At 51.6% G+C, this 24,180-nt stretch carries 19 protein-coding genes, 1 tRNA gene and 2 pseudogenes; 10 read left to right on the forward strand and 12 right to left on the reverse strand.

The window, feature by feature from the left end:
• The first annotated feature begins 96 nt into the window (after positions 1-96).
• On the forward strand, positions 97-777 hold the full coding sequence (locus tag BLS94_RS13550) for a LuxR family transcriptional regulator (protein ID WP_256325443.1): 681 nt from the start codon (positions 97-99) through the stop codon (positions 775-777).
• A 113-nt stretch (positions 778-890) separates the two neighbouring features.
• On the opposite strand, the gene BLS94_RS13555 is transcribed toward BLS94_RS13550, so the two are convergent.
• Both BLS94_RS13555 and folE read right to left on the reverse strand, forming a co-directional pair.
• On the reverse strand, positions 891-1,784 hold the full coding sequence (locus BLS94_RS13555; protein WP_090962000.1) for a hypothetical protein: 894 nt from the start codon (positions 1,782-1,784) through the stop codon (positions 891-893).
• Between the two features lie 190 nt (positions 1,785-1,974).
• Positions 1,975-2,544 carry a GTP cyclohydrolase I FolE gene (gene folE, locus BLS94_RS13560; protein ID WP_090962004.1) on the reverse strand — a complete coding sequence of 190 codons (570 nt, stop codon included), beginning with the start codon at positions 2,542-2,544 and terminating at the stop codon, positions 1,975-1,977.
• Between the two features lie 409 nt (positions 2,545-2,953).
• On the opposite strand from folE, the gene xth reads away from it, so the two are divergent.
• Complete coding sequence (gene xth, locus BLS94_RS13570) at positions 2,954-3,757, forward strand: exodeoxyribonuclease III (RefSeq protein WP_090962010.1); 804 nt, start codon at positions 2,954-2,956, stop codon at positions 3,755-3,757.
• On the opposite strand, the gene recN is transcribed toward xth, so the two are convergent.
• Together recN and BLS94_RS13580 are read right to left on the reverse strand one after the other, a co-directional pair.
• Entirely contained in the window at positions 3,728-5,422 is a 1,695-nt protein-coding gene (gene recN, locus BLS94_RS13575; RefSeq protein WP_090962013.1) for a DNA repair protein RecN, read from the reverse strand. The genes xth and recN overlap by 30 nt on opposite strands.
• A gap of 10 nt (positions 5,423-5,432) precedes the next feature.
• Entirely contained in the window at positions 5,433-6,317 is an 885-nt protein-coding gene (locus BLS94_RS13580) for an NAD kinase (protein ID WP_090962015.1), read from the reverse strand.
• A 383-nt stretch (positions 6,318-6,700) separates the two neighbouring features.
• Between BLS94_RS13580 and hrcA the strand changes: the two genes are divergently transcribed.
• Complete coding sequence (gene hrcA, locus BLS94_RS13585) at positions 6,701-7,720, forward strand: heat-inducible transcriptional repressor HrcA (protein WP_072768899.1); 1,020 nt, start codon at positions 6,701-6,703, stop codon at positions 7,718-7,720.
• 170 nt (positions 7,721-7,890) lie between these two features.
• Positions 7,891-8,997 carry a ferrochelatase gene (hemH, locus tag BLS94_RS13590; protein WP_090962017.1) on the forward strand — a complete coding sequence of 369 codons (1,107 nt, stop codon included), beginning with the start codon at positions 7,891-7,893 and terminating at the stop codon, positions 8,995-8,997.
• Positions 8,998-9,208: 211 nt separating this feature from the next.
• Here the strand turns inward: hemH and BLS94_RS13595 are convergent, their stop codons facing one another.
• From BLS94_RS13595 to queA, 6 genes are all read right to left on the reverse strand, one after another.
• Complete coding sequence (locus tag BLS94_RS13595) at positions 9,209-9,883, reverse strand: DedA family protein (protein ID WP_090962020.1); 675 nt, start codon at positions 9,881-9,883, stop codon at positions 9,209-9,211.
• A gap of 75 nt (positions 9,884-9,958) precedes the next feature.
• Positions 9,959-10,891 carry a protein translocase subunit SecF gene (secF, locus tag BLS94_RS13600; RefSeq protein ID WP_072768894.1) on the reverse strand — a complete coding sequence of 311 codons (933 nt, stop codon included), beginning with the start codon at positions 10,889-10,891 and terminating at the stop codon, positions 9,959-9,961.
• A 54-nt stretch (positions 10,892-10,945) separates the two neighbouring features.
• Positions 10,946-12,790, reverse strand: a complete 1,845-nt coding sequence (gene secD / locus BLS94_RS13605; protein WP_072768893.1) for a protein translocase subunit SecD — start codon at positions 12,788-12,790, stop codon at positions 10,946-10,948.
• Positions 12,791-12,889: 99 nt separating this feature from the next.
• Entirely contained in the window at positions 12,890-13,228 is a 339-nt protein-coding gene (yajC, locus tag BLS94_RS13610; protein WP_072768892.1) for a preprotein translocase subunit YajC, read from the reverse strand.
• A 36-nt stretch (positions 13,229-13,264) separates the two neighbouring features.
• Complete coding sequence (gene tgt / locus BLS94_RS13615) at positions 13,265-14,371, reverse strand: tRNA guanosine(34) transglycosylase Tgt (RefSeq protein ID WP_090962023.1); 1,107 nt, start codon at positions 14,369-14,371, stop codon at positions 13,265-13,267.
• Positions 14,372-14,557: 186 nt separating this feature from the next.
• Entirely contained in the window at positions 14,558-15,622 is a 1,065-nt protein-coding gene (queA, locus tag BLS94_RS13620) for a tRNA preQ1(34) S-adenosylmethionine ribosyltransferase-isomerase QueA (RefSeq protein WP_090962027.1), read from the reverse strand.
• A gap of 83 nt (positions 15,623-15,705) precedes the next feature.
• Between queA and BLS94_RS13625 the strand changes: the two genes are divergently transcribed.
• A tRNA-Leu gene (locus tag BLS94_RS13625) sits at positions 15,706-15,792 on the forward strand.
• A 192-nt stretch (positions 15,793-15,984) separates the two neighbouring features.
• Here BLS94_RS13625 and BLS94_RS13630 read toward each other — a convergent pair.
• Positions 15,985-16,856: pseudogene (locus BLS94_RS13630) on the reverse strand (IS3 family transposase).
• A gap of 143 nt (positions 16,857-16,999) precedes the next feature.
• Positions 17,000-18,268, reverse strand: a complete 1,269-nt coding sequence (locus BLS94_RS13635) for a hypothetical protein (protein ID WP_143021709.1) — start codon at positions 18,266-18,268, stop codon at positions 17,000-17,002.
• Positions 18,269-19,191: 923 nt separating this feature from the next.
• On the opposite strand from BLS94_RS13635, the pseudogene BLS94_RS15485 reads away from it, so the two are divergent.
• The 5 genes and pseudogenes from BLS94_RS15485 to BLS94_RS13665 all read left to right on the forward strand — a co-directional run.
• Positions 19,192-19,371: pseudogene (locus tag BLS94_RS15485) on the forward strand (Arm DNA-binding domain-containing protein); the annotation flags it as partial.
• A 644-nt stretch (positions 19,372-20,015) separates the two neighbouring features.
• On the forward strand, positions 20,016-20,468 hold the full coding sequence (locus BLS94_RS13650; RefSeq protein WP_090962044.1) for a chemotaxis protein CheW: 453 nt from the start codon (positions 20,016-20,018) through the stop codon (positions 20,466-20,468).
• A gap of 7 nt (positions 20,469-20,475) precedes the next feature.
• Positions 20,476-21,981 (forward strand): CheR family methyltransferase, encoded by a 1,506-nt coding sequence (locus BLS94_RS13655; protein WP_090962047.1) that lies wholly within the window; start codon positions 20,476-20,478, stop codon positions 21,979-21,981.
• A complete protein-coding gene (locus tag BLS94_RS13660; RefSeq protein ID WP_256325442.1) occupies positions 21,971-22,612 on the forward strand; it encodes a chemotaxis protein CheW in 642 nt (213 codons plus the stop codon). The genes BLS94_RS13655 and BLS94_RS13660 overlap by 11 nt, the downstream gene beginning before the upstream one ends.
• 97 nt (positions 22,613-22,709) lie before the next feature.
• Entirely contained in the window at positions 22,710-24,173 is a 1,464-nt protein-coding gene (locus tag BLS94_RS13665) for a methyl-accepting chemotaxis protein (protein WP_090962053.1), read from the forward strand.
• Positions 24,174-24,180: the final 7 nt, after the last annotated feature.

The following is a 24,180-nucleotide window of genomic DNA, read 5'->3' on the forward strand; positions in this document are numbered from 1 at the left end:
AAATCATCTTCGATGCACTAAAATGAATTCCTTTCCTTATGGCACAACGTTAACTGCAAAACTGTTTCGGTAACCTTTTTCTATGGCGCAACGCGGCTGCACAGGGATGCGACAGCCATTGTTGGCCAGATGGGTTTCGAGCACTTTCTATATGGCGTACAGGTAAATACGTCGCTTACCCGTCCATATCGGTTCATCCTCAGTTGTTATCCGGAAGCATGGCGAAAACATTATGACGAGGAAGGTTACACCAGTATTGATCCTACTGTTTCCCACTGCGCCAGAACGTCAATTCCTGTCATCTGGAGGAACGATATTTTCAAGGGACGCAAGGAGGCAAGGATAAGAAGCGAGGCAAAGGATTGCGGCCTGGCGAGCGGAGCCAGTTTCTCGGTTCACGGCGGGCGGAGCGAAGCTGCAATGCTGAGCCTTGCGACCTCCCGTGACTCTCGTGAAGCTCAGGATGATATTATCGCGACGATGGACAAAGCCCAGCTATTGACCTGTTATCTGCACGAGGCAGTGCAGCGTGTTGTTCTGAGTAAAGGTCCGCTCCCTTTGAAACGGATCAGCCTGACAGAAAGGGAAAAGGAATGCTTATTATGGGCGGCCGAAGGAAAAACCGGCTGGGAAATAGGCAACATCGTCAACATATCGGAACGTACGGTCACTTTTCATCTTCAGAACGCGGCCCAAAAAATGGGGGTGGTCAACCGCCAGCAAGCCATTTCCCGCGCCCTTTCCATGGGGCTTATCGAGCCCTGCACTATTATATAAGTCCCTGTTGGACATGCTCCGCGCTGTCCTCAGGGATGGGAAGTGCTTTTGTAACTTCGCGAATAACAAGCTGTAACCGAACCTTCGAACCTCAGAACTCCTTCCGGTATGCCTCAGGCCTTGCAATATGAGGGAACCCAGCTGCGTTCGATCATATGAGCGGGCAGCTCGTTGAAATCAAAAGAGACGCCATCCTTGATCATCTGCTCGACATCCAGCAATTGACCGATTTCGGGTATATCTTTAAAAAACATCGTATAAAAAGGTTTAACCAGTGCTTTGGAAATTCCCATTCCTATAGGACCGACAAAATTCCTTCGTTGACCCACATGCGCTACTTCATCAATTGTAATCTCGTCCAGCAGTTCTTTTAAACGGCTACAGACTTCAGGTTCTTCAGCCAATATCTCGTCAAACAAGCGGTATAGGTGGCAATAAAAAGTGACGCCCATCAGTTCGGTAATAAAAGCGGGCGAGTCCTTCAAGAATCCCGGAACTTTCGGAAATTGCTCGTAGATTTTTTCCTTGATCGGCCCTAAAGGTACCCACTCCACCTTATCCAGGCCGCACGTGCATAACATTTCGTTAAAAAGGCGTACATGGCAAAATTCTTCGGCTAAATGCATGCGGCTGATTTTTTCTGTTACCGTATATGAGTGCGCCATATCAGGAATGACATCCCACGCGCCTTTTATTCCCACCCATTCGTGTCTCGCGAATTTATAAATGCACGTCAACATCAGCGTCATGCGATCCATCGATCGGGGATCATCCTGCATCTCGACATAATTGCGGTAAAACGCTTCAGGATTGGCAAGCGGCCGACGCAATCTAATAGGATGCTCCTGAAAATGCTTAAGCCTGGCACGTTTTTTCTCCAGATCCTTCGCACTTTCAAAAAGTTGACCGCCATGCTGCTGAGTAAATTCCCAGTAATTTTCAAAATTTTCTTCCCTTTCAAGCTTGGTCGCCGGTGTGAAAATAGACAAATATTTAGCCGTCGTCATACGCTTTACGCTCCAGTTGGTTCCGCACGAGATTCACTCATGCAAATAATTAGAAAATTAAATGATGGATAAGTGTTATAGCGGCGCCATGGCTTCGTACTCTTCGGACCATGTGTCCTACTGCCTTGTAATTCAACGTTGCGAACAGGGATATTAGTGCGGATTTTCAGGACCGCTGCTTTCACAGAAGTTACTCGGCCAGCGCCAGAAACTCGGCTCGTTGAGCAGCGTTTGTTTTAAGATCGCCAAGCATTGCCGAAGTGACGGTCTCTTCGCCGGCGACGGCGATCCCCCGCGATTCCATGCACATGTGGCGGCAGCGAATAATCACACCGACAGCCTTGGGCTGAAGATGCTCAATCAGGGACTGCGCAATTTGCTGGGTCAAACGTTCCTGAACCTGCAAGCGTGCAGCAAAACAATTGACCAGTCGTGTCAGCTTCGATAACCCAACGATGTGGCCGCTGGGAAGATACCCAATGGTTGCGTGACCGAAGAAGGGGGCAAGATGGTGCTCGCAATGCGAGTACACCGGTATTTGCCTGACAACGATCAGCTCGTCATAACTTTCGCCGCCATCGGCAAATGTCTTGAGAATCGCTGCCGGGTCCTGTTTATAGCCGCGCGTCCAATGAGCCCAGGCCCGCGAAATGCGGCCTGGCGTTTCAACCAGGCCCTGGCGTGATGGGTCTTCACCTATCGAACGCAATAGCCGCCGCCAATCGGCTACACCAAATTCCGAGTCATCTGAAGTATTCATAATAGGCACGGCTTTGTTGGAAAGGGAAGCGGTGCGCTATAAGCGCCAATATCGACCGTATTCCTGCTAAACATCGGCACCAACTCCCGTTAAAGAGACGCGCATAAGTGCGGCTCAAAAGAGCACCACGAGTAAATCCTGAATGTAGCGGGCGAGGCATGCGATAGCCCCTAGGAGCTCAGTGAGGGCCGGGGCAAGTGCTCACGAGTAGCCGCGCTCAGCGCAACATGCCTAATTCCATAATAGCACAACATAATTGGAAAACTTTGAAATAAATCTTCGGTGGAGCGCATGGCGATCAAGCCAGCAAATCCAATGATCTATTTGGAAATGATCAACGCATCGTGCGATGATTTGCGTGAGGGCTATTTGTTGCGAGCCGCTCTCGTAAATTTGATAAAATGGACGCATGAAAATTGCGACATGGAACGTAAACTCTCTCAAGGTCCGCCTGCCGCATGTTCTTGACTGGCTGGCATTGTATCAACCAGATGTGCTGTGCCTGCAAGAAACGAAGCTGCAAGACGAGAATTTCCCGATAGAAGCCATTGCGGCAGCTGGTTACCAAACGCTCTACAGTGGCCAGAAAACTTATAATGGCGTCGCTTTACTCAGCAAACAGCCGGGAAGCGAAATTATCACAGCCATACCCGCTTTCGATGATCCTCAAAAGCGCGTTCTCGGGGCGGTTTACGGCGATGTGCGGGTAATCTGCATCTACGTCCCCAACGGGGAGAACGTCGAGTCCGAAAAATACCAATATAAGCTAATGTGGCTGGCCGCCCTCAAGGATTGGATTCAAGACATGTTAAGCCAGCATCCGAAACTGGTGTTGCTGGGCGATTTTAATATCGCACCGGAAGAGCGCGACGTACACGACCCAAAGTTATGGGAAGGGCAGGTTCTGTTCAGCCTGCCGGAGCGTGAGGCATTTCGTGACGTGCTCAGCCTGGGCCTCATGGATAGCTTCCGCCTATTCGAACAACCGGAAAAATCCTACACCTGGTGGGACTACCGCATGATGGCCTTCCGCCGCAACATGGGTTTGCGGATAGACCATATTCTATTAAGTAAAAACCTTGCGGAAGTATGTACCGCGTGTGTTATCGACAGAGCAACACGCAAACTCGAAAGGCCTTCCGATCATGCACCGGTAATGGTGGAACTAGGGGATTTGGTTCAATCAGCCGGTGCCTTCTGCCCCGGCGGCTAGCAACATTTCGGCGGCGTGCTTGCGCGTAGTATCAGTTATTTTTGCACCGCCCAGCATTCGCGCAATTTCCTCGACCCGCTCCTGCTTTCCAAGCACAGCGATGCGGCTCGATACGTTTCCTGGGTTCGCGGAATCGGCTGATTTGGTGACCTGCCATTGGTGGTCTCCCGCCGACGCAACCTGGGCCAGATGGGTTATACACAATACCTGGCGCTCCGCGCCAAGTTTTTTCAGCATCCCCCCCACCATCTCTGCTACTCGGCCACCGATACCGGCGTCCACCTCATCGAATATAAGCGTGGGCGTCACGCCGAGCTTGCTGGTGATGACGTGTATCGCCAGGCCGATCCGCGATAATTCTCCGCCTGACGCGACTTTTGCCAATGGCCGCAATGGAAGGCCCTGATGGGCGGAAACCTGGAATTCGATTTGCTCCATACCGTTCGCATTGCCTTGTTCGAGCGGGGCCAGCGTTATCGAAAACTCTCCGCCTGCCATCGCAAGGGTTTGCATGGCAACGGTAACCTGCCGGGCAAGCGTGGCCGCTGCGCCTGCCCGCCCGGCACTCAATTTTTTTGCAAGCTCGAGATATTCATCTCTGGCTGTCGCCTCTTGCCTCGCCAGCGACTCGCCATCTTCCTTGTGGCCCAGTTCTTCCAACCGCTCGGTGACCGTCCTCAACAGTTCCTGCAACTGATCGGGAACAATTCGGTATTTTCTGGCCGTAGCGTGAACCGCCGCCAAGCGGGCTTCTATTTCCTGCAGACGTTGGGGATCCAGATCAAGACGCTGCTGATAACGCCCAAGTTCATACACACCTTCCTGTAACTGGATTTGCGCCGGCTCGAGCAAATCAAGCACTACTTTGAGGCTGCTATCACACTCAAGTACCTGACCCAGGCGCAGAATGACCGCGTTTAGCTGCGAAAGCGCAGCGGATTGGCCCTCCGACAGGGTTTCGAGTCCCATCTGCGTCGCCTCCAGCAAAGCGACCGCATGGGATAACCGGCTGTGCTCGGCTTGCAACGCTTGCCACTCATCAGGCGAAAAATTCAGTGCGGAGATTTCGCTTGCTTGCCACTCCAGTTGCTCGCGCTCCTGATCGAAAGCGGCCGCGTTTTGCTCCCGGGACAGGCGCAGCCGATGAAGCCCCTGCCAATGCCGGTAAGCTTCTGCGACAGACTGCGCCAATTGCCGATTGCCTGAATAAGCATCGAGCAGCTCGCGTTGCGCTTCCTTGCGCAATAATGACTGATGTGCATGCTGCCCCTGAATATCCACAAGGTGCTCACCAACCGTGTGTAATTGCTGCAAGGTGGCAGCGCGACCATTGATAAAACTGCGGGAACGCCCCCCGGCATCCACCAACCGGCGCAGCAGACATACGTCGCGGTCATCATCCTGATTTTCGAATTCGTTTTCGCGCAACCATTCCGCGAGCTTTGGCAGTCCGCCAATATCGAACTCCGCACTGATTTCCGCGCGGTCGCAGCCATTGCGAACCACACTCGTTTCGCTACGCTCGCCCAGTACAAGCGAGAGCGCATCAATCAGAATGGATTTTCCGGCGCCGGTTTCGCCGGTAAGCACAGTGAACCCGGGAACAAACTCCAGTTCCATACAGTCAACAATGACAAAATTCCGTATGCTCAGAAATTTTAGCATGCTGAAAGGCTCATATCTGGTTTCTGGGTATGCCGCTCCAGCCAAGCTTCTCGCGGAGCATACGGTAGTAACTGTGATCTGAAGCATGCAGCAATGTTACGGTATGAGGAGAGCGCCGCACGACAACCTTGTCACGTTGCCTTAAATCGTAATGGGAATGGCTATCGGAATGCACACGCGCGACTGCGGTACGATGCATCAGGATTTCCACGACGGCGTCCGGCCCGACAACGATGGGACGGTTGCTCAGCGTATGGGGACTGACCGGAACGAGCGCAATCAAATCAAGACTGGGGTGAAGGATAGGGCCGCCCGATGACAATGCATAAGCGGTAGAACCAGTCGGGGTCGCGACAATCAAGCCATCCGAACGCAGGGAGTATACGTATTCACCATTGATATGCACCTCGAACTCGATCATGTTACCGCCAACGCCTCGATTTACCGCCACATCATTTAATGCCAGAGCACTATATGCCGGGACGTTATCGCTGACCACCTCAACGTACAGCAACATGCGACGCTCTTTGAAATATTGGCCATCCAGCATCGAGCCCAGCGTTTCGAGCATGGAGTCGATCGAAAGGTCAGTAAGAAAGCCGAGCCGGCCCTGGTTGATGCCGAGCAACGGAACATTGAAAGGTGCTAACTTTCGTGCGATATTGAGCATCGTGCCGTCGCCACCCAGGACTATCGCCAAATCTGCACGCACACCGATCTCCTCCATGGTCATGGCAGGGTATCTTGCCTCTGCCACGACAGCAGCCGTAGCTTGATCCAGGAGAACTTCCAGATTGCGCTTCTCCATATACCTCCCCAGGCTCAACAGCGGAGCCACGATATCGGGATTTCTATGCTTGCCGATCAAAGCTATTGTTTTAAACGAAGAACTCATCGCTACATTAAACTGAAGAATAGGTGAAACCGCTGATAAAGCCGACCTTTGATATAAAACATTACTTGAGATTAAACCATATCGGCACCGAGGTGACAAAGTATTCCAGCCCCGTTATTGATATATTCAGTGCAACGATCACGGAGAATATTGACTGAAAGACCGCTTTGCGGGGAGAGGTTGTGCCGATCGCCGCAAAGCGTACTTGAACGAAATTTTTTTGCAATTGAAGATAAAGCGATATCTATCAGTTAGAGAATTGAGAACTGAAAGTAATGTTGGACATGTTGGCGTCTTCAGGATTACCCATGCCCTTCCTGTGTTGCTCGGAGCAGTAAGACTCAATTCAGCCGGTAGAATGAATCCTGGTGTAAAATAACAGAATGCTAAATCAGCGCGCGAAAATCCTGCTAAAGACTCTTGTCGAACGGTATATCACCGAAGGTCAGCCGGTAGGTTCTCGCTCGCTTTCCAAGTTCTCCGGCCTTGATCTGAGCCCCGCCACTATTCGAAATGTGATGGCGGACCTTGAGGAAATGGGTTTTGTCGCCAGTCCCCATACCTCCGCCGGTCGCATACCTACTCACCAGGGCTATCGTTTTTTTGTGGATACGCTGCTGGTGGTAAAGCCTCTGGATGTCATTGAGATCCATCAGCTTCAAGATCAGCTCCATCCGGACAATCCTTCACGATTGATTAACGCGGCTTCCCAACTGCTGGCGGAATTGACACGCTTTGCCGGGGTGGTGGTGGCGCCCAAGCGTAGTACGGCTATATTTCGCTATATCGAATTCATGACCTTGTCGGAAAAGCGCATTCTGCTCATTATCGTGACGCCGGAAGGGGATGTGCAGAACCGGGTGCTTTTTACCGACCGAACATACAGCCAGGCCGAATTGACGGAAGCAGCCAATTTCATTAATCAGAATTATGCGGGTTGCGCCATCGATGAAATCCGCACTCGCCTCCAGAGCGAACTGAAGCAATTGCGTCATGATACGACCCATCTCATGACCGCCGCTATCGAAGCGGGAGGGGCGGCAATCAAGGAAAACAGTGAAAACGTGGTCGTGGCGGGCGAGCACAAGCTGCTTGATGTGCATGACTTGTCGAGTAATACAACCAGCCTGAAGAAGCTGTTTGATCTCTTCGAGCGGAAAACCGCGTTGTTGCAATTGCTGGAATTCAGCCGTAAGGCGGAAGGTGTGCAGATCTTTATCGGCGGGGAGTCCGGTGGCGTGACTTTGGATGAGTTCAGCATGGTTACCGCACCTTATGAGGTGGACGGAAAAATCGTAGGCACGGTCGCTGTGATCGGGCCCACGCGGATGGCTTATGAACGAGTCATTCCGATTGTGGATGTGACTGCCAGGCTGCTTTCCAGCGCGCTATCGCAACATTAGCCACTTCACCCACTTCACCCATTTGTGAAGCCGCGCCAAAGCATACCTGAACGCATGTGAGTCATTCAGCCGCTCCTGCGATACGCTGCCGCCAACAGGCGCCATAGTAGAACCAGTAGAGCCGAAGAAGATATCAACAATGCAGTTTTGTTCCTGATGAGAATTGGAATATCTTGATAGCGCCCGAACCTGCCTACCACCACGGCACGCCGAGCCAGACAGGCGTTTTACTAGTCAATCTCGGTACGCCTGAGGCGCCCACCGCAGAGGCCTTGCGGCCGTATCTCAAGCAGTTTCTGAGCAGTCCGCGCGTCGTGGAATTTCCGCGGTGGGCATGGTGGCCGATCCTGAACGGCGTCATACTGAACACGCGTCCCAAAAAATCGGCTGAAAAATACGCGTTGATCTGGATGCCGGAGGGTTCCCCGCTGAAAGTTCATACCGCTCGGCAGACCGGCCTGCTGCGCGATGTGCTGACCAAACTTTCCGAACCGGCGCCGATAGTGGAATATGCGATGAGTATAGGCAGTCCTTCCATCGCCGAGGTGCTATGGGGGATGAGGCAGAATGGTTGCGAGCGCATTCTGGTGCTGCCGCTCTATCCCCAGTATGCCGCAAGCAGCACAGCCTCGGCGTTCGATGAAGTATTCGCGCAACTGGGGAAGATGCGCAACACCCCTGCACTGCGGACTGTGAAACATTATCATGATCATCCCGGCTATATTGCCGCTCTGGCACAGAATATACGCGATTATTGGGCTAAAAACGGGCGCCCCGACAAGCTGGTAATGAGCTTTCACGGAGTACCGCGCTCAACGCTGGATAAAGGTGACCCCTATCATTGCGAGTGCCAGAAAACCGGGCGATTACTGGCCGAGGCGCTGGAATTGCATGCAAACGCGTACCAGGTGTGTTTTCAATCCCGTTTTGGCAAGGCTGAATGGCTAAGACCCTACACTGCGGCTACGCTGGAGCATCTCGGTAAGCAAAATACCGGGCGCGTGGATGTCGTCTGTCCCGGTTTTGTTTCCGATTGCCTCGAGACACTTGAAGAAATCGCGATAGAGGGGAAAGCCATTTTCACCCAGGCTGGAGGCCATGAGTATCACTACATTCCCTGCCTGAACGAACGCGATGACTGGATAGACGCATTAGCTGACATCGCTCTCGCTAATCTACAGGGTTGGCTGGGGCTGGAGAACGCAAAAGAAGAAAACGCGAAAGAGAAGCGGACCCAGTCGCGGCAGCGCGCACTCGAACTGGGGGCGAGTGATTAAAGAAGCTCTCATGCGGCACAATCCGCTTCGCTTGTCGGTTTGCATCTGCCTAAGCTTGAATTAAGCTTAAACCCGGCTGTCAGTAGCAGCTTATTTTGCAGCTCACTTGCCTGCTAGGCGCTATAACCCAAAAGCCCGAAAGCCCTTTTTGATGCCCCTGACTTCACCTTTGGTGACCTCGCTACAACTGCCGGCTTCCGGTTAAAGCTCGCTACTCCAATCGCTTGACTGGCGCTTCTGATGCCCTGCGATTTCCAAGCCAATTACGCACGAATTGAACAATACCTGGAAGAACAGAAATAATAATGATGCCGAATATGAAAAAGGTCAGGTTGTTTTTCACTATGGGCACGTTGCCGAAGTAAAATCCGCCGAATACGAAAAAACCGATCCAGAAGACGCTGCCGAATGCGCTATAGGCCATGAAGCGAGGGTAGATCATGCGGCCGATACCGGCCACGAAGGGCGCAAAAGTGCGAATGATGGGTAGAAAACGCGCGAAAATGATGGTTTTGCCACCATGCTTCTCATAGAATTGATTCGTTTTTTCCAGATGAGCGCGATTCAATAAGCGCGAGTCTGCTCGGGAAAATATCCTGGGGCCGAAATAACGCCCTATCCAGTAATTGGTATTATCGCCACAAAATGCCGCGAGGATGAGAAGCGCAGCCAGCCATTGAACGTCCATTGCACCGGTTGCTGCAATCGCACCCGCCACGAACAGCAGTGAATCACCCGGCAGAAAGGGCGTCACCACCAATCCTGTCTCACAGAAAATGATCAGGAACAGAATAAGATAAATCCAGTTGCCGTAATTCTGAACCAGCCAGATGAGATGCTTGTCCAGATGCAGGATGATATCGATGAAGGCGGCGAGAATTTCCAAGAGAAGCCTTAAGTAGGACTGGGACGAGGCTAAGTTAGGGGCAACTGGATGAGGTTGGTTTAACTTGTGATTGAATTAGGGCAGCGCTTGTACCTCTTCCTTCTTTTCAGGTCTCACAATATCCTTGCGCGACACTCCAAGCAACACGAGGATGGGGCTTGCCACCAATACCGAGGAATAAATGCCGAACAGAATGCCGATAGTAAGCGCGAGTGCAAAATTATGCAGTGGTTCGCCGCCAAACAGGAACATTGAGATCACGACCATCTGGGTACTGCCATGAGTAATAATGGTGCGCGACATAGTGCGGGTGATCGCGTTGTCTATGACTGTATTTACCGTAGCCTTGCGCATTTTACGGAAATTTTCCCGTATGCGATCGAATATCACCACCGATTCATTGACGGAATAGCCAAGAATGGCCAGGATAGCGGCCAATACCGTGAGGGAGAATTCCCATTGGAAGAATGCGAAAAATCCGAGAATGATCACCACGTCGTGCAGGTTCGCAATAATACCGGCAACCCCGAACTTCCATTCAAAACGCACCGCAAGATAAGCGACGATGCCGAGCGAAACCAGTAACAACGCCAGCGCACCGTTTTCCACCAGTTCCTTACCCACTTGCGGGCCCACAAACTCCACGCGCCGCAACTCCGCTGCTTCGTCATCCTGGCGCAACGCTGCTATCACCGTTTCGGACAGCTTGGCACTGGACATCTCCGGCTTGGCCGGCAGGCGTATCAATACGTCCCGCGATGTACCAAAGTTCTGCACGCTTGCGTCGGGCATTCCCATTTTGACGAGCGTGTCCCGTATCCTGGCCGTGTCCGCAGGATGGGAATAGGCCACCTCCATTACGGTGCCGCCGGTAAAGTCCACGCCCAGATTCAACCCCTTAGTGACGAGAAAAAATACCGCTACGACAAAAGTCAGCAACGAAATGGTGGTGGTATATTTCCCCCAGCTCATGAAGGGAATGTCGCGCTTGATTCTGAAAAATTCCATGCTGACCCTTATCTCCCTGAAGGAATGTATGTTCCCGCTCTGCTCATACGTGTATTAGCGCTTATCAGTAGCCGGCTTCCAGATCTGCCCGATAGAGACCCGCTCCAGCTTGCGGCGGCTGCCATATACCAGATTGACTATTCCTCGCGATACCATCACCGCGCTGAACATTGAAGTGGCGATGCCTAGACACAGCACCACGGCAAAACCCTTGACCGGGCCCGAGCCAAACGCGAACAGCGCAATTCCCGCAATCAAGGTCGTAACATTGGAATCGAGAATAGTGCCCCAGGCCCGCTCGTATCCTGCGTTGATCGCCGCTTGCGGTGACAAACCTTCCCTCAGTTCGTCGCGGACACGTTCATTGATCAGTACGTTCGCATCGATTGCCATGCCAAGGGTGAGCGCGATCGCCGCCATGCCCGGCAGCGTCAGCGTGGCCTGCAGGATCGAAAGGAGGCCTACCAGCAGAAGCAGGTTTACGCCCAGCGCGGTCACCGAAATAAAACCAAACACAAGGTAATAAATAGTCATGAAGACGGCAATCGCAAGAAAGCCGTATAGCGTTGAATTAAACCCACGTGAAATATTGTCGGCGCCAAGGCTGGGGCCTACCGTTCGTTCCTCGATGATATCCATCGGCGCGGCCAAAGCACCGGCACGCAGCAGCAACGCCACATCCCTGGCCTCTTCAGTCGTCATCCGCCCGCTGATCTGCACTCGTCCACCGCCGATTTCTTCGCGGATCACGGGTGCGGTAATAACTTCAGCCTGATTCTTCTCGATCAGCAAAATAGCCATGCGCTTTCCGACATTATCGTGGGTCAACTGCCTGAATATACGCGCCCCATTGCCGTCGAGATCGATATGCACTGCAGGTTGACTGTTGTTGTCGAACCCGGGTTGGGCATCAGTGATGCGATCACCCGTCAGCACGACCTGCTTTTTCACCAGTACCGGGCCGCCGCCGCGCTCAGTGTAAAGCTCCGAACCGAAGGGAACCTGCCCGCGCAGTGCCGCTTCCAGGTCGCGGCCCTCATCCACCATGCGGACCTCCAGTGTGGCGGTACGTCCCAGAATATCCTTGGCCTTGGCGGTATCCTGCACGCCTGGCAGTTGCACAACCACGCGGTCCACGCCAGCCTGTTGAATGATGGGTTCGGCTACCCCCAGCTCATTGACGCGATTGCGCAGCGTCGTGATGTTTTGTTGTACGGCGGAGCTCTGGATGCGCACCTGCGCTTCTTGCTTTATATTTGCTATCAAATAAAACTCGGCACCTACATTCTCTTCGCGCAAATCCAGATCTGCGTAGGTGTTGCTGATTTCCGCTTTTCCTTGAGCGCGCGATTCGGTATTACGGAACTTGACAGTGATTTGAGAACCCTGCTTGTCAAGGCCGGCGTAGGAAATCTTTTTCTCCCGCAGGCTGCCGCGTATATCCGCGCTATAACGGTCAAGCGCCTTGGAAAGTGCGCCTCTCATGTCCACCTGCAGCAGGAAATGGACGCCGCCGCGCAAATCAAGCCCCAGATACATAGGCAATGCCCCGATGCTGGTCAACCATTGTGGGGAATTGGAGAGCAGATTCAGCGCGACCATGTAACCGTTACCTAGCAAAGACTGGAGCGTATCCCTGGCCTTGATCTGCGTGTCGGTATCTGCAAATCGCACTTTGACGCCGCCTGCTTCAAGAAACATTCCATCCACGGGAAGGTTCGCTTTCTTCAGCGCATCTTCAACCCGTTGCAGTAGCGCGGTATCCGCCTTGGGCGCGGTACGTAGCGGCGAAATTTGTACCGCCGGCGATTCGCCGTAAAAATTCGGCAGGGTATAGACCAGCCCCAGCAGTATCGAAACCGCGATAATCAGGTATTTCCAGGAAGGGTAGCGGTTCATTTTTTTGAGTGAAAGGCGGGAAACAGGAAATAAGGGAACTAAGAATTGGTACTGAAAACCTATGCCAAAGCCTTCGCGCCTGGGCCTTTACAAGGATGGCTATTCTTTCTCGATACTATTCAAGGTTCCCTTGGGCAGTAGAGTCTGAACGGCTGTTTTTTGTATGGTTACTTGCACATTTTCGGCAATTTGCAGTATGACGTAGTTTCCGACAACCTTGACCACGCGTCCCAATACACCGGATGCGGTTGCCAGCTCATCACCTTTTTGCAGTGCCTCTATCATCAATTTCTGTTCTTTGGCACGCTTCGCCTGAGGACGAATCAGCAGCAGGTAAAAGACAACGAATATACCGATCAGCGGCAGCAAGCTCATAAAATCCACTCCCGCTGCTTGCGCAGGCGCAGCGGCCTGGGCATAGGCTTCACTAATCAACATGGCTTCTCCGATAATGGGATAAAAAAGGATGCGATTTTAGCACGATGCGACGCGGGCTTGAAATTCTTGAGCATATTCCTCGAACTGCCCGGTTTCGATAGCGGCGCGGATTTCGCTCATCAATTGCTGGTAATAATACAGGTTGTGCAGCGTGTTGAGCCGCGCACCCAGAATTTCACCGGTCCGCTGCAAGTGATGCAGATAAGCAAGAGTGAAATTTCGGCATGTATAGCAGTTGCATTGTTCATCCGGCGGCGCTGTATCCAGGCGGTACCGGCTATTGCGCAGCTTGACCACCCCGTTGCGCGTGAACAGCCACCCATTCCGGGCATTACGTGTTGGAAGCACGCAGTCAAACATGTCTATGCCCTGGGACACGGCGTTGACAATATCCGCCGGGGTACCCACACCCATGAGATAACGCGGCTTTTCGTCGGGCAACTGCGGCGTGATGTGCTTGAGGATGCGCTGCATGTCGTCCTTGGGCTCGCCTACCGATAGTCCACCGACTGCATAACCGTCGAAGCCGATATCCACCAGCCTGGATAACGAATCATCGCGGAGATTCTCATGCATTCCGCCCTGGATAATGCCAAACAATGCATTGGGATTCCGCTCATCATCATGCCCGCGTCTGGACCGCTCCGCCCAGCGCACGCTCAATTCCATGGAATCACGCGCAGCCGATTCGTCCGCGGGGTAAGGCGTGCATTCGTCGAATATCATCACGATGTCGGAATTGAGTATGCGTTGTATACGCATCGATTCCTCCGGCGTGAGAAAACAAACGTCGCCATTTACCGGCGATCTGAACTTGACGCCCTCTTCGCTAATCTTTCTCAGGGCTCCCAGGCTGAACACCTGGAAACCGCCAGAGTCCGTCAATATTGGCCCGTCCCAGCCCATGAAATGGTGCAGTCCGCCATGCGCGCCGATCACTTCGAGGCCAGGACGCAGCCATAAGTGGAATGTGTTGCCGAGCACTATATGGGCGTCAATTTCCCGTAAATCCGCAGGTGACATCGTTTTGACCGCGCCGTAAGTGCCTACCGGCATGAAAGCGGGCGTCTCGACCGTGCCATGTGCCAGCGATAACGTAGCCCGACGGGCGCGGCCGTCGGTACGATGCAGTTGAAATTTCATGCTACCGGTCGCTTGCTGGATGGGAGTAGTTTCAAAGTGCCCTGGAGACGGTTGAGACAGTTTAAAGTGTCTTGGAATGATGTATTCAGAACGCTTGGGAGGCAGAGGCTTTCGGAACTGCATTTCAAATTATAGGGCAGGCAGACAATCAGCGGTTAATTAGCGGGCTAAGCAGGGAACGGCGTTCTATGATTGCCTTTCGATCAACATGGCGTCACCATAACTGAAAAACCGATATCGCTCATTCACAGCATGCTGGTAAGCACGACGAATGTTCTCCCTTCCGCCGAATGCGGACACGAGCATCAGCAAGGTTGAGCGAGGCAAATGAAAATTGGTCAGCAGGCGCTCCACCACGCGGAAACGATACCCTGGCGTGATAAAGATATCGGTCTCGCCATGACCCGATTGCAATTCGTCCATGCTTTCCAATGCCTCCGCCTTTGCCTCTGCCGTGCGTGCTGCCGCTCCTTCCAAAGCTCGCAGCGATGTGGTGCCGACGGCAAGCACCCTGCCCCCGCCGGCTTTTGCACGCCGGATCACGTCAATCGTTTCCTGCGGCACATGAAAAATTTCTCCATGCATTTTGTGATCGGCAATGTTGTCCACCCTGACCGGCTGGAACGTGCCCGACCCCACATGCAGCGTCACATAAGCAATCTGCACCCCCATTTCTCGTAATGCAGCAAGCATGCGTTCATCAAAGTGCAGGCCCGCAGTCGGCGCGGCGACAGCGCCTGCCTGCTTCGCGTAAATGGTCTGGTAGCGCGCCTCGTCCATTTTTCCCGGCAGCCGGGAAATATAAGGCGGCAGCGGCAGGTTACCGTAACGCTCCAATAACTCGATAACCGTGTTTTCGTGATCGAAACGCAACGTATAAAAATCATGCTCGCGGGCCAACACCGTCACGTTAATGGCGCCAGCAAGGAAAAGCTTCGAGCCCGGCTTCGGCATATGACTCGCGCGCATGATCGCCAACACGCAATGGGCATCCAGCACCCGTTCCACCATCACTTCCACCCTGCCGCCCGTGTCCCTCACGCCGTGCAGACGCGCCTTGATCACGCGCGTGTCATTAAACACCATGACATCGCCAGGGCGCACATAGCGGGGCAAATCGGCAAACATTGCATCACCCAGGGCACCACCAGAACCTTTCAGATGCAGCATGCGGCTGCTGGCGCGCTGCTCAACCGGGAACTGCGCGATGAGCTCGGGAGGCAAATCGAAATCGAAATCCTGAATTTTCATCGCGCGTATTATACCGATACACCCGGCATCGCTTATGAGTTGCCGCGATTTGGATTTTCAGTAATAATGCCCCGGCAGGCTGTGCCGGGATGGCGGAATTGGTAGACGCACGGGACTCAAAATCCCGCGACCGCGAGGTCATGGGGGTTCGATTCCCCCTCCCGGCACCACTCAAGCATTTCAATTCGCTCCCACACGTCTCAAAAACCCTGTATTTAAAGGTTTTTACACCGCTTCATTGTTTTTTGAATTTTGATCCGCTGCAAATTCCTGACGGCGGCAAAGCGAAAATCAAAACCGCTTGCTTGACTTGATCCGCTTGGGTTTCCAGGACCATTCCGAGAGTTAGTTTTCGGCGTTGGTTAAACCGTAACAGGACCTGGAAGGCCTGTCCGGCGTAGAAATTCGGCTGGCGGCAGGTCGCTGAGAGTCGAGTGAGGCCGACTCTCGTTGTAATCCCTTCGCCAGTCCTCGATGATCACTTTGGCCTCTTCCAACGTTTCAAACCAGTGCAAGTTAAGACACTCGTCCCGGAATGATCCGTTAAACGTCTCGATGTGGCAATTGTCCGTGGGTTTTCCAGGACGACTGAAGTCGATCCGCGCTTGGTGATGGTACGCCCAAAGATCGAGCAACCGCCCCGAGAATTCGGCTCCGTTATCGACAAAAAGATATTGGGGAGGACCCCGGCGCGCTGCCAACTGGTTTAAGGCGGCAACCACATGTTCGCTTCGCAAGCGCTGACCCACTTCGATCGCCAGCGCTTCCTTGCTGAAGACGTCCACAATCGTCAGCGTACGGAACTTCATGGCCATTGGCCAATTGGTCCGCAACAAAGTCCATGCTCCATGCCTCATTGGGTTTGCTCGGCTTTATCTTTGCCTGGCGTGTCACGACCATCTTGCGGCGCCTGGGCAGTTTTGAGCGAAGCTGCAGTTGCTCTTCGCTATAGAGCCGATACGCCTGGTTTTTACCCAGCTGCCAGCCTTCACGCTTGAGAAGCACGTGGATTCGCCGGTAACCCATAACGCACTCGTGTCTGGGCAATCTCACGCATACGCCCCCGTAATGCCTGCTTCTGGTCAGACTGCATCCCCGCGTACTGCTTTTTCCAGCGGTAGAACGTCTGTTCCGAAATCCCCACGTGCCGGATCAGATCCGCCACCGGCATTCCCAGCTCCGCTTGCTTCAATACCGCTACGATCTGTTCTACTGAAAACCGCTTCTTCTTCATGGCAAACAGCCCTCCTTTCAAGGTCAAGTTTGCCGAAAAACTCGCTTTCTGTCTGGTCCTGAATTCCTAAATCAGATCAATTTAAACCATCCATTCTAAGCCCAGTTGACCCACCTGCTGCGGGATGTAGAATGAAACGCAGATCAGCTTTTATTAAGAGAGTTGTGAGCACAGGTGGCAGTTGTTTCTTTTGGGTCTATTCGTTCCTTCCGGCTGGGGTGAAGAGGTTCCCAGATTTTCTTCAGAAAACCGATGCAATCATCAAGGAAGCCGCTTATCTTTTCCTCTTCATCATTATTAAAATTAATGTTGATCCTATAGAAAAGTGACTTGTGTATTCGATTAAGAGAATCGAAAAAGACTTTCTTCACACTCATTACAATTAAAAACATACTGCAGATCGCTAAAACTACGAGAAGGGCATTAGCTACAGTTGGCGGTCGCGAGCTCCATCCCTTGTAAGCCCAAAGGGAGGCTGACACCAAAATCAACAAAATCGCTATGTAGTCTCTCAAGTTCAGGGAAAATATCGGGTCATATTTATGCTTTGACGCGTCTTTTTTTTCGTAATTTTTTTTGGTTACATGATCCGTTCGCAATCTTTTAAAATTTTTCCAATGTCCGATGACGAAAAGCATGACAGCCAAAAACAGAACTGACATAGTAAGAAAAATTAAATGAGCGCCATTCAGAACGTAAGGGTACTGATCGGGCACTGTCTTCCCATTTAGAGAAAGTGCGGCTAAACAGACAATAGGAGCAGATATTAGTGTTAACGACGTCAAAAATAAAAAACATATAAGAGACTTATCTGCTGAATCAGAAAACGAACCGCCTAATCTATCTCGAAGCTCTTCATTTCCAATGTAAAGCTTTCGGTGTCTACCGAATACCTTGTAATATATTCCCTCTTCAACCAGCGATCTCAAATGTATCGGGTACTCCCCTTCAAATTTGTAGTAAGTTAGCGAATCGCGGGCCTGGCGCAGACAGTTAAGCTGTCTTATAAAAAGATTTGCCTGTGCTTTATATGCTGCAATATATTTGATTGTTACCATGTTTGCTATCCCAATAAACATCGAGATAGAAACTATAGAAAGCCATTGAAAATCAGCTTCTTTAATACCAATTTGCGTCATCACAGAGACAACACTAAGCATTCCCCCGATCAAGCCGGGAAATATGATCATGGAAGCGCTAATAGCAAAAAATTTTCTTTTCCTTGTTTTATCCAAGGCGTCCGAAACCAACTCAGACTCCCAGCGCAGGTTCTCCTCGTGGGAAGTGAGATGCTTTTGACTAATCGTAAAGTCAGTTTTTCTGCGGTCAACGTCGACCGGCTTGGACACAGTTCGCCTTTCTGTCCATTTCCAACTCTGGAATCTTATTTTTGTTAAATCTGTACTGCTCATTAATCACCCCCATTACACAGTGAATTACTTTGAATTTGGAGGAATGCCGTTCCTTCAACGCCAGCCGCGTTAAAACACTAGCAACGCATTTTTTAAAATGGTTTCCTGTTCCGATTCCGCTCATTGGTAATAACGAATTTATTCTCCCAATTGATGCAGACGAGAAGCATAGCCTGATCCGCACGCGCGCGAGGCGCAACTGGTTGGCAGAGCAGAGCTTCCTATGCTGTGCTTATGCGCATACGCGAGAATAACTTCTTTTGTTAGGCAATGACCGACCGCTACATAGACACGTAATGCACTCTAACTCGGAAACGGGTAAGAATTTGCTACTCCACTAATTGATATTGATGCTTTTGTCTTTTCTTAGATATGGAAGGCTTGCAAGCAAATTTTACAATGCTTTCACCAATCGTTTCTGGTACAGCTTCTGAGAATTGAAATGCAGCTCAACAATCTCTGCAAAAAATTTGATAAAAATTTAGGAAAGGTAAAAGGGGGAGGTGCCTAAACGAATGGGGGGGTGGGCTGATGCGAAACTGGGCTATACCCCCTACCCCTACCCCTACCCCATCCGCTTCGATCACTGTTATTTACCTGTTCTCAGGAAGGGTAGCAGACCGCTGCTGATGGTATTTATGATGGTATTTTTCAAAATACCAATTAATTACATGCAAGATAACAGAGCATTAACTCATCTATTCGATTGACCCTCCCGCACCATCAGATAGTCCAAACAATTCCAAACAACTATTATATTCATTTAAAACAGATAGTTATGAAGTAGCGTCCAGAATTTCCTTCTGGCTCCTATTGACGTATGGGTATAAGTACGGGTAAATAAATTACCCGGAGAAGTTTTTACCCGTTATGGCTTCAGGACTCCTATCTGCAATTGAAGTCCACAACGCACGCCAAGCGACAAGTCACGCAAGCTGCGTGATGGAAATGCCCTGAACTTGCTGGTGCACCCCAACGGGTCCAAATACTTCCAGCTTCGCTACACACTTCACGGCAAGGAAAAAATGCTGCAACCAGGCGTTTATCGCAAGATAAGCCGAGCCGATGCCAAGTTAGCAGCGAGGTTGCGCGCCAACTGGTGATCACTGGCATGACCTTGTCTGGCTATCGCAGTTTTTATCCTCGTCATAGAAGCCGACTAGAAGCGCGCCCCAATCCTATCCTGGAGCCTTGCGGATCGGTATATCGCCAAGCATGAGGTTATTCCGTGTCATCAGCGGTCCCTGTCCGACTAAATCGGTGGCTACTCCGGCACCATGCAACCTCCCGAGGAATGGTTGCAGCGCGCATTTCAATATCCCTACCTGTAAAATTCTACAGCTATTAAAACCCATCAATATGTAGTCTCATAGGACGGTCATCAACCATAAGGAGTGAGGCCAGCAATGGCAATTGTTTTCAAAAATGCTGTAGCAATCAGATGGATCAAAGAGCAGCGCCAACTACGACAGATGAATCACTGTTTGCCGGAGCAGATCTGGCGTTAATAGCAAAATAATTCGCAAGGTTGCCTGGCTTGTCTCCCCGGGTACTCCGGTAGTAATGGCGAGCTCGATGCCGAAACATTTAGTCAGTCTCGATCGCAACCTATAGCCCAGGCCAAGACTGATTTGGCGCGCCCCCAACCCTATCTCATTAATGCAGGTCGAGGACCGATATGAGCGTCTGGCGCCGGCAATCTTTGTAACCTGTTCTATTTCCTATACAGAGTGATTCATAAGCAGTGATGGATAACCAATACCTGGTTTTTATTCTCGATAATCAGGGGTATGCCCTGCATCTGTCTACGGTGGACAGCGTCGCGCGTATGGTTAATATAATCCCGTTACCGGGTGCACCGAGCGTCGTGCTTGGCGTCGTTAACATGCGGGGCCGAGTTATCCCTGTTGTCAATGTCCGTCAGCTTTTTAAGCTGCCAAAGCGTGAGGCCTTGCTGACTGATCAGCTGATTTTTGCGCATACCGAACGGCGTCCTGTGGCGCTGATGGCGGACGCAGTAACGGGAGTCATTGAAGGTCTTGAGCATCGCCTGATCTCAACAGATATTATCCTTCCGGGAATCAAATATCTGAATGGCGTTATCAAACTCGAGGATGGACTGGTTTTTATCCACAATCTTGGCGAGTTCCTTTCCTTGGATGAAGAAAAGACTTTGAATTTGGCGCTTGGTACCACCTGAGACAGATATGCAAGTCACCTTTCCCCATCTGCTGCTCTCACAACTAAGCGCATTGCTTGAGATGAAGATGGGTTTGTATTACCCGGAAAAGCGCTGGGATGATCTTGAGCGCCGAATTGCATCCGCAGCACAGGAGCTTGGCATGAGGGACGCCGAATCAGGAATCCTCCAACTCCTTTCCAGTTCCCTGACGCGCCGACAGATCGAAATACTTGCTCGTCATTTGACCGTCGGCGAGACTTATTTCTTCCGGGAGCAGAGAGGTCTGGATGTACTTGAGGGACGTATTTTTCCCGAATTGATGCGCATGTGCAAACGCGGTAACCGAAAATTACGTATCTGGAGCGCGGGTTGCTGCACAGGCGAGGAACCCTACACCATTGCTATGCTTCTTGATCGCTTGTTCCAGCATGACGGGGAATGGAATGCGACAATCCTGGCTACTGATATCAACCCCGCATTCCTGGACAAAGCGGCGGAGGGTCTATACGGCGAATGGTCTTTTCGGGCTACGCCGGACTGGATTAAGGAGCGTTACTTCAAACGAAAAAAAAATGGACTATTCGAGATATTGCCGCATATCCGAAAAAGGGTGACGTTTTCCTACCTGAATCTGGCGGAGGACGTGTATCCCTCAGTCGCCAGTAACAGGAATGCGATGGATATCATCTTCTGCCGGAACGTACTGATGTATTTCAGTCCGGAAGGAGTTAGGAGAATTGGACAGAACTTTCACCGGTCTCTCGTGAGTAATGGATGGCTGGTTGTAAGCCCGGTGGAGATGTTCGACGATTTCTTCCCCCAATTTAAATCCACGGCCTTTCCCGGGGCATTTCTCTATCGAAAAGTTGAAAGCCCTGAGTCGCGGAGAAATATGGTTGAGTACCGATTTTTGGGCGCGTTACCAAATATCTCACGCAGGGTCCAGAAACCTTTAACGCACACGTTTGGTGTCCAGGGTCGGTTCACAACCTCCACCCTCAAGGGCTCGGCGGCGACAGAATTGCCTGTGGTAACTGACCTGGTTGAACAACCGCTTACTGCTCACCCCGTTACAGACCAGCCAGAGAGGGAGGAGTTTGAGGTGCTTTGTCAATCAGCCCGTTTCCATGCCAATCGAGGCGATCTTACCAAGGCCGCCAGACTGTGCGAGGAAGCAATTGCGGCAAATAAACTTGAGCCGGCAGCCTATTATCTCCTCGCCACAATCCAGCAGGAACTCGGACAAGTGGAGGACGCGATGCAGTCACTGATGAGGACGCTATATCTTGATCCGGACCTTGTGCTCGCCCATTTTGCATTGGGTAACCTGTGTTTGTCGCACGGCAAAAGCCGGGAGGCAGAACGTCATTTGGACAACGCGTTATTGCTGCTGGCTTCGTACCCATCCCACGCAATTCTGCCGGAATCAGAGGGGTTAATCGCTGGGCGACTCACGCAAGTCATTACATCTATGCGGGCAAGTAAACTCGCCGGATTGCCAGGAAATAAAGAGCAAAGCATTGACAACTAACGCGCCAGTGTTTCCAAAAAAAAAGAAACCGGTTCGTACGAGTTTTCTTGAGGTCGAGCGGCGGTTGAGTGCGGCAAGGGCAGCGGTCGAACGCATTTGGACACCTTCCATCGAAGAGACGCAGCGGATCCTGCAAGCGAGGGCACTGGCACTGGCACAGGAAGCATTGCCGCAAGACGCCGCAAGCGAAGGCACTCAGGTAGTGGAATTTACCCTCGGCAATGAAAGTTATGCAATCGAACCGCACTTCATCACCCAGATTGCTTGCGTGGAAAACATAATGCCGCTGCCCTGCACGCCGGCATTTGTTTTAGGCATGATCAATCTGAGAGGGCAGATATTCCCAGTTATTGACCTCAAGGTGTTTTTCGAACTGCCAGAAAAGGAATTAACCAACGCCAATAAAATTATCGTACTGCAATCAGGAAAAATAATCTTCGGCATCTTGGCGGATGAAATTCTCGATATGCGCCGTATCCCGGTAACCGACATCCTGCCCCTTCTGCCCACACTCACGGGTATTCGTAAGAATTATCTCAAGGGAATAACTTCAAAGCCGTTGATGATTCTTGATGCGGCAAAGCTTCTCCTTGATGAGAACATCTTCGTAGAAGAACAAGTAACCGAGTGAGCCAAACAGGAGACGAAAAAGCTTGGAATTTCAAACAGAAGCAACGGCAGGCGACACCTTGAGATGATAAAAAATTGAAGCTGTGAAAGGGAACAATATGACCATCAGTAAAAAAATTATGGGCGGCTATGCGCTTATACTGGCCCTGCTTGCACTCTCGACCGTTGTTGCGTTCTACGCACTCAATCAGATACAGGTGGCCTACGAACATTTCCTAAGCGTGGACGAGCGGCTGATGGAGAGCGCGAACGAGCTTCGGATCGCGGGGTTTGCGCAGCAGACGTACGTCCGGGGAATTATGCTCTATCCAGAGCTCCGGAAGGCTAACCAGTTGCTCCTGCAAGAGAATGATCGTCAGTTCAAGCAAATCTTCGACAAAATGCGGCGTGTGATGGGTGGAGAAAAGAAGACCGATCTGCTCGACGACATGGAATCTCTGCATGAACAATTGGAACGCGCTCAGCAGGGAGTCATTCAGCTCACGCTTGAGCAACAACCCGAGAAAGCATTAGCTTTCGTGATCAACACGTTCCGCCCGCTCAGCCTTGCGCTCATCGATAAAGCCAAGCGTTTCTACGAGCAACAAACTGTGCTTCTGGAAAGGAGAAAAATTGAGCTTGCGGATAAAGTCAGTTTTTTTACCATTACATTAGCAGTTGTTTCTTTATTTGCTGTTTTAGTCGGGCTAACAATCGGCGTCCATCTCAGTCGTACTATTACCCGGCAGCTCCGCGAAAGCATCGCTCAGTTGTCATCCTCTTCAGCAGAGATTCTTTCTACCACTTCCCAGGTTGCCTCGGGTGCCGCTGAGACCGCAGCCGCCGTGAGCGAGACAACCGCCACTGTGGAAGAAGTCAAACAAACGGCGCAACTGGCAAGTCAGAAAGCCAAATTTGTTTCGGACAGTGCGCAGAAAGCTTCCAACGTCTCCCAGGCTGGCCGTAAATCGGTGGAGGAAGCCATTAGTGGAATGCATCGCATTCAGGAACAGATGGAATCCATCGCCGAGAGCATTGTGCATCTTTCTGAGCAAAGCCACGCCATTGGCGAAATCATCGCAACAGTCAACGACCTGGCTGAGCAATCCAATCTGCTGGCGGTGAATGCAGCAATTGAGGCAGCCCGGGCTGGAGAACAAGGTAAGAGTTTTGGCGTAGTGGCCCAGGAGATAAGAAGCCTGGCCGAGCAATCCAGGCAAGCAACCGGGCAGGTGCGCACGATATTGGGCGATATTCAGAAGGCCACTAATGTTGCGGTACTCGCTACTGAGCAGGGCAATAAAGCTGTAGAGGCGGGCGTCAAGCAATCCACCGAGACTGATGAAGCAATCCGCTTGCTCTCGGCCAGCATTAGCGAGGCCGCACAGGCAGCCACCCAGATCGCGGCATCAAGCAAGCAGCAAATGGTTGGCATGGATCAGGTGGCGACGGCCATGATCAATATCAAGCAGGCAAGCGAGCAGAATGTTGCAGGCACCCGGCAGGCAGAATTGGCAGCGCAGGGTTTGTATGAAATGGGGGCTAAACTGAGTACCCTGATAGGCGGCGGGATTGCTAGATAGAGCGAAT

It is taken from the genome of Nitrosospira sp. Nsp18 (genome assembly GCF_900103145.1).
GTDB lineage: Bacteria > Pseudomonadota > Gammaproteobacteria > Burkholderiales > Nitrosomonadaceae > Nitrosospira.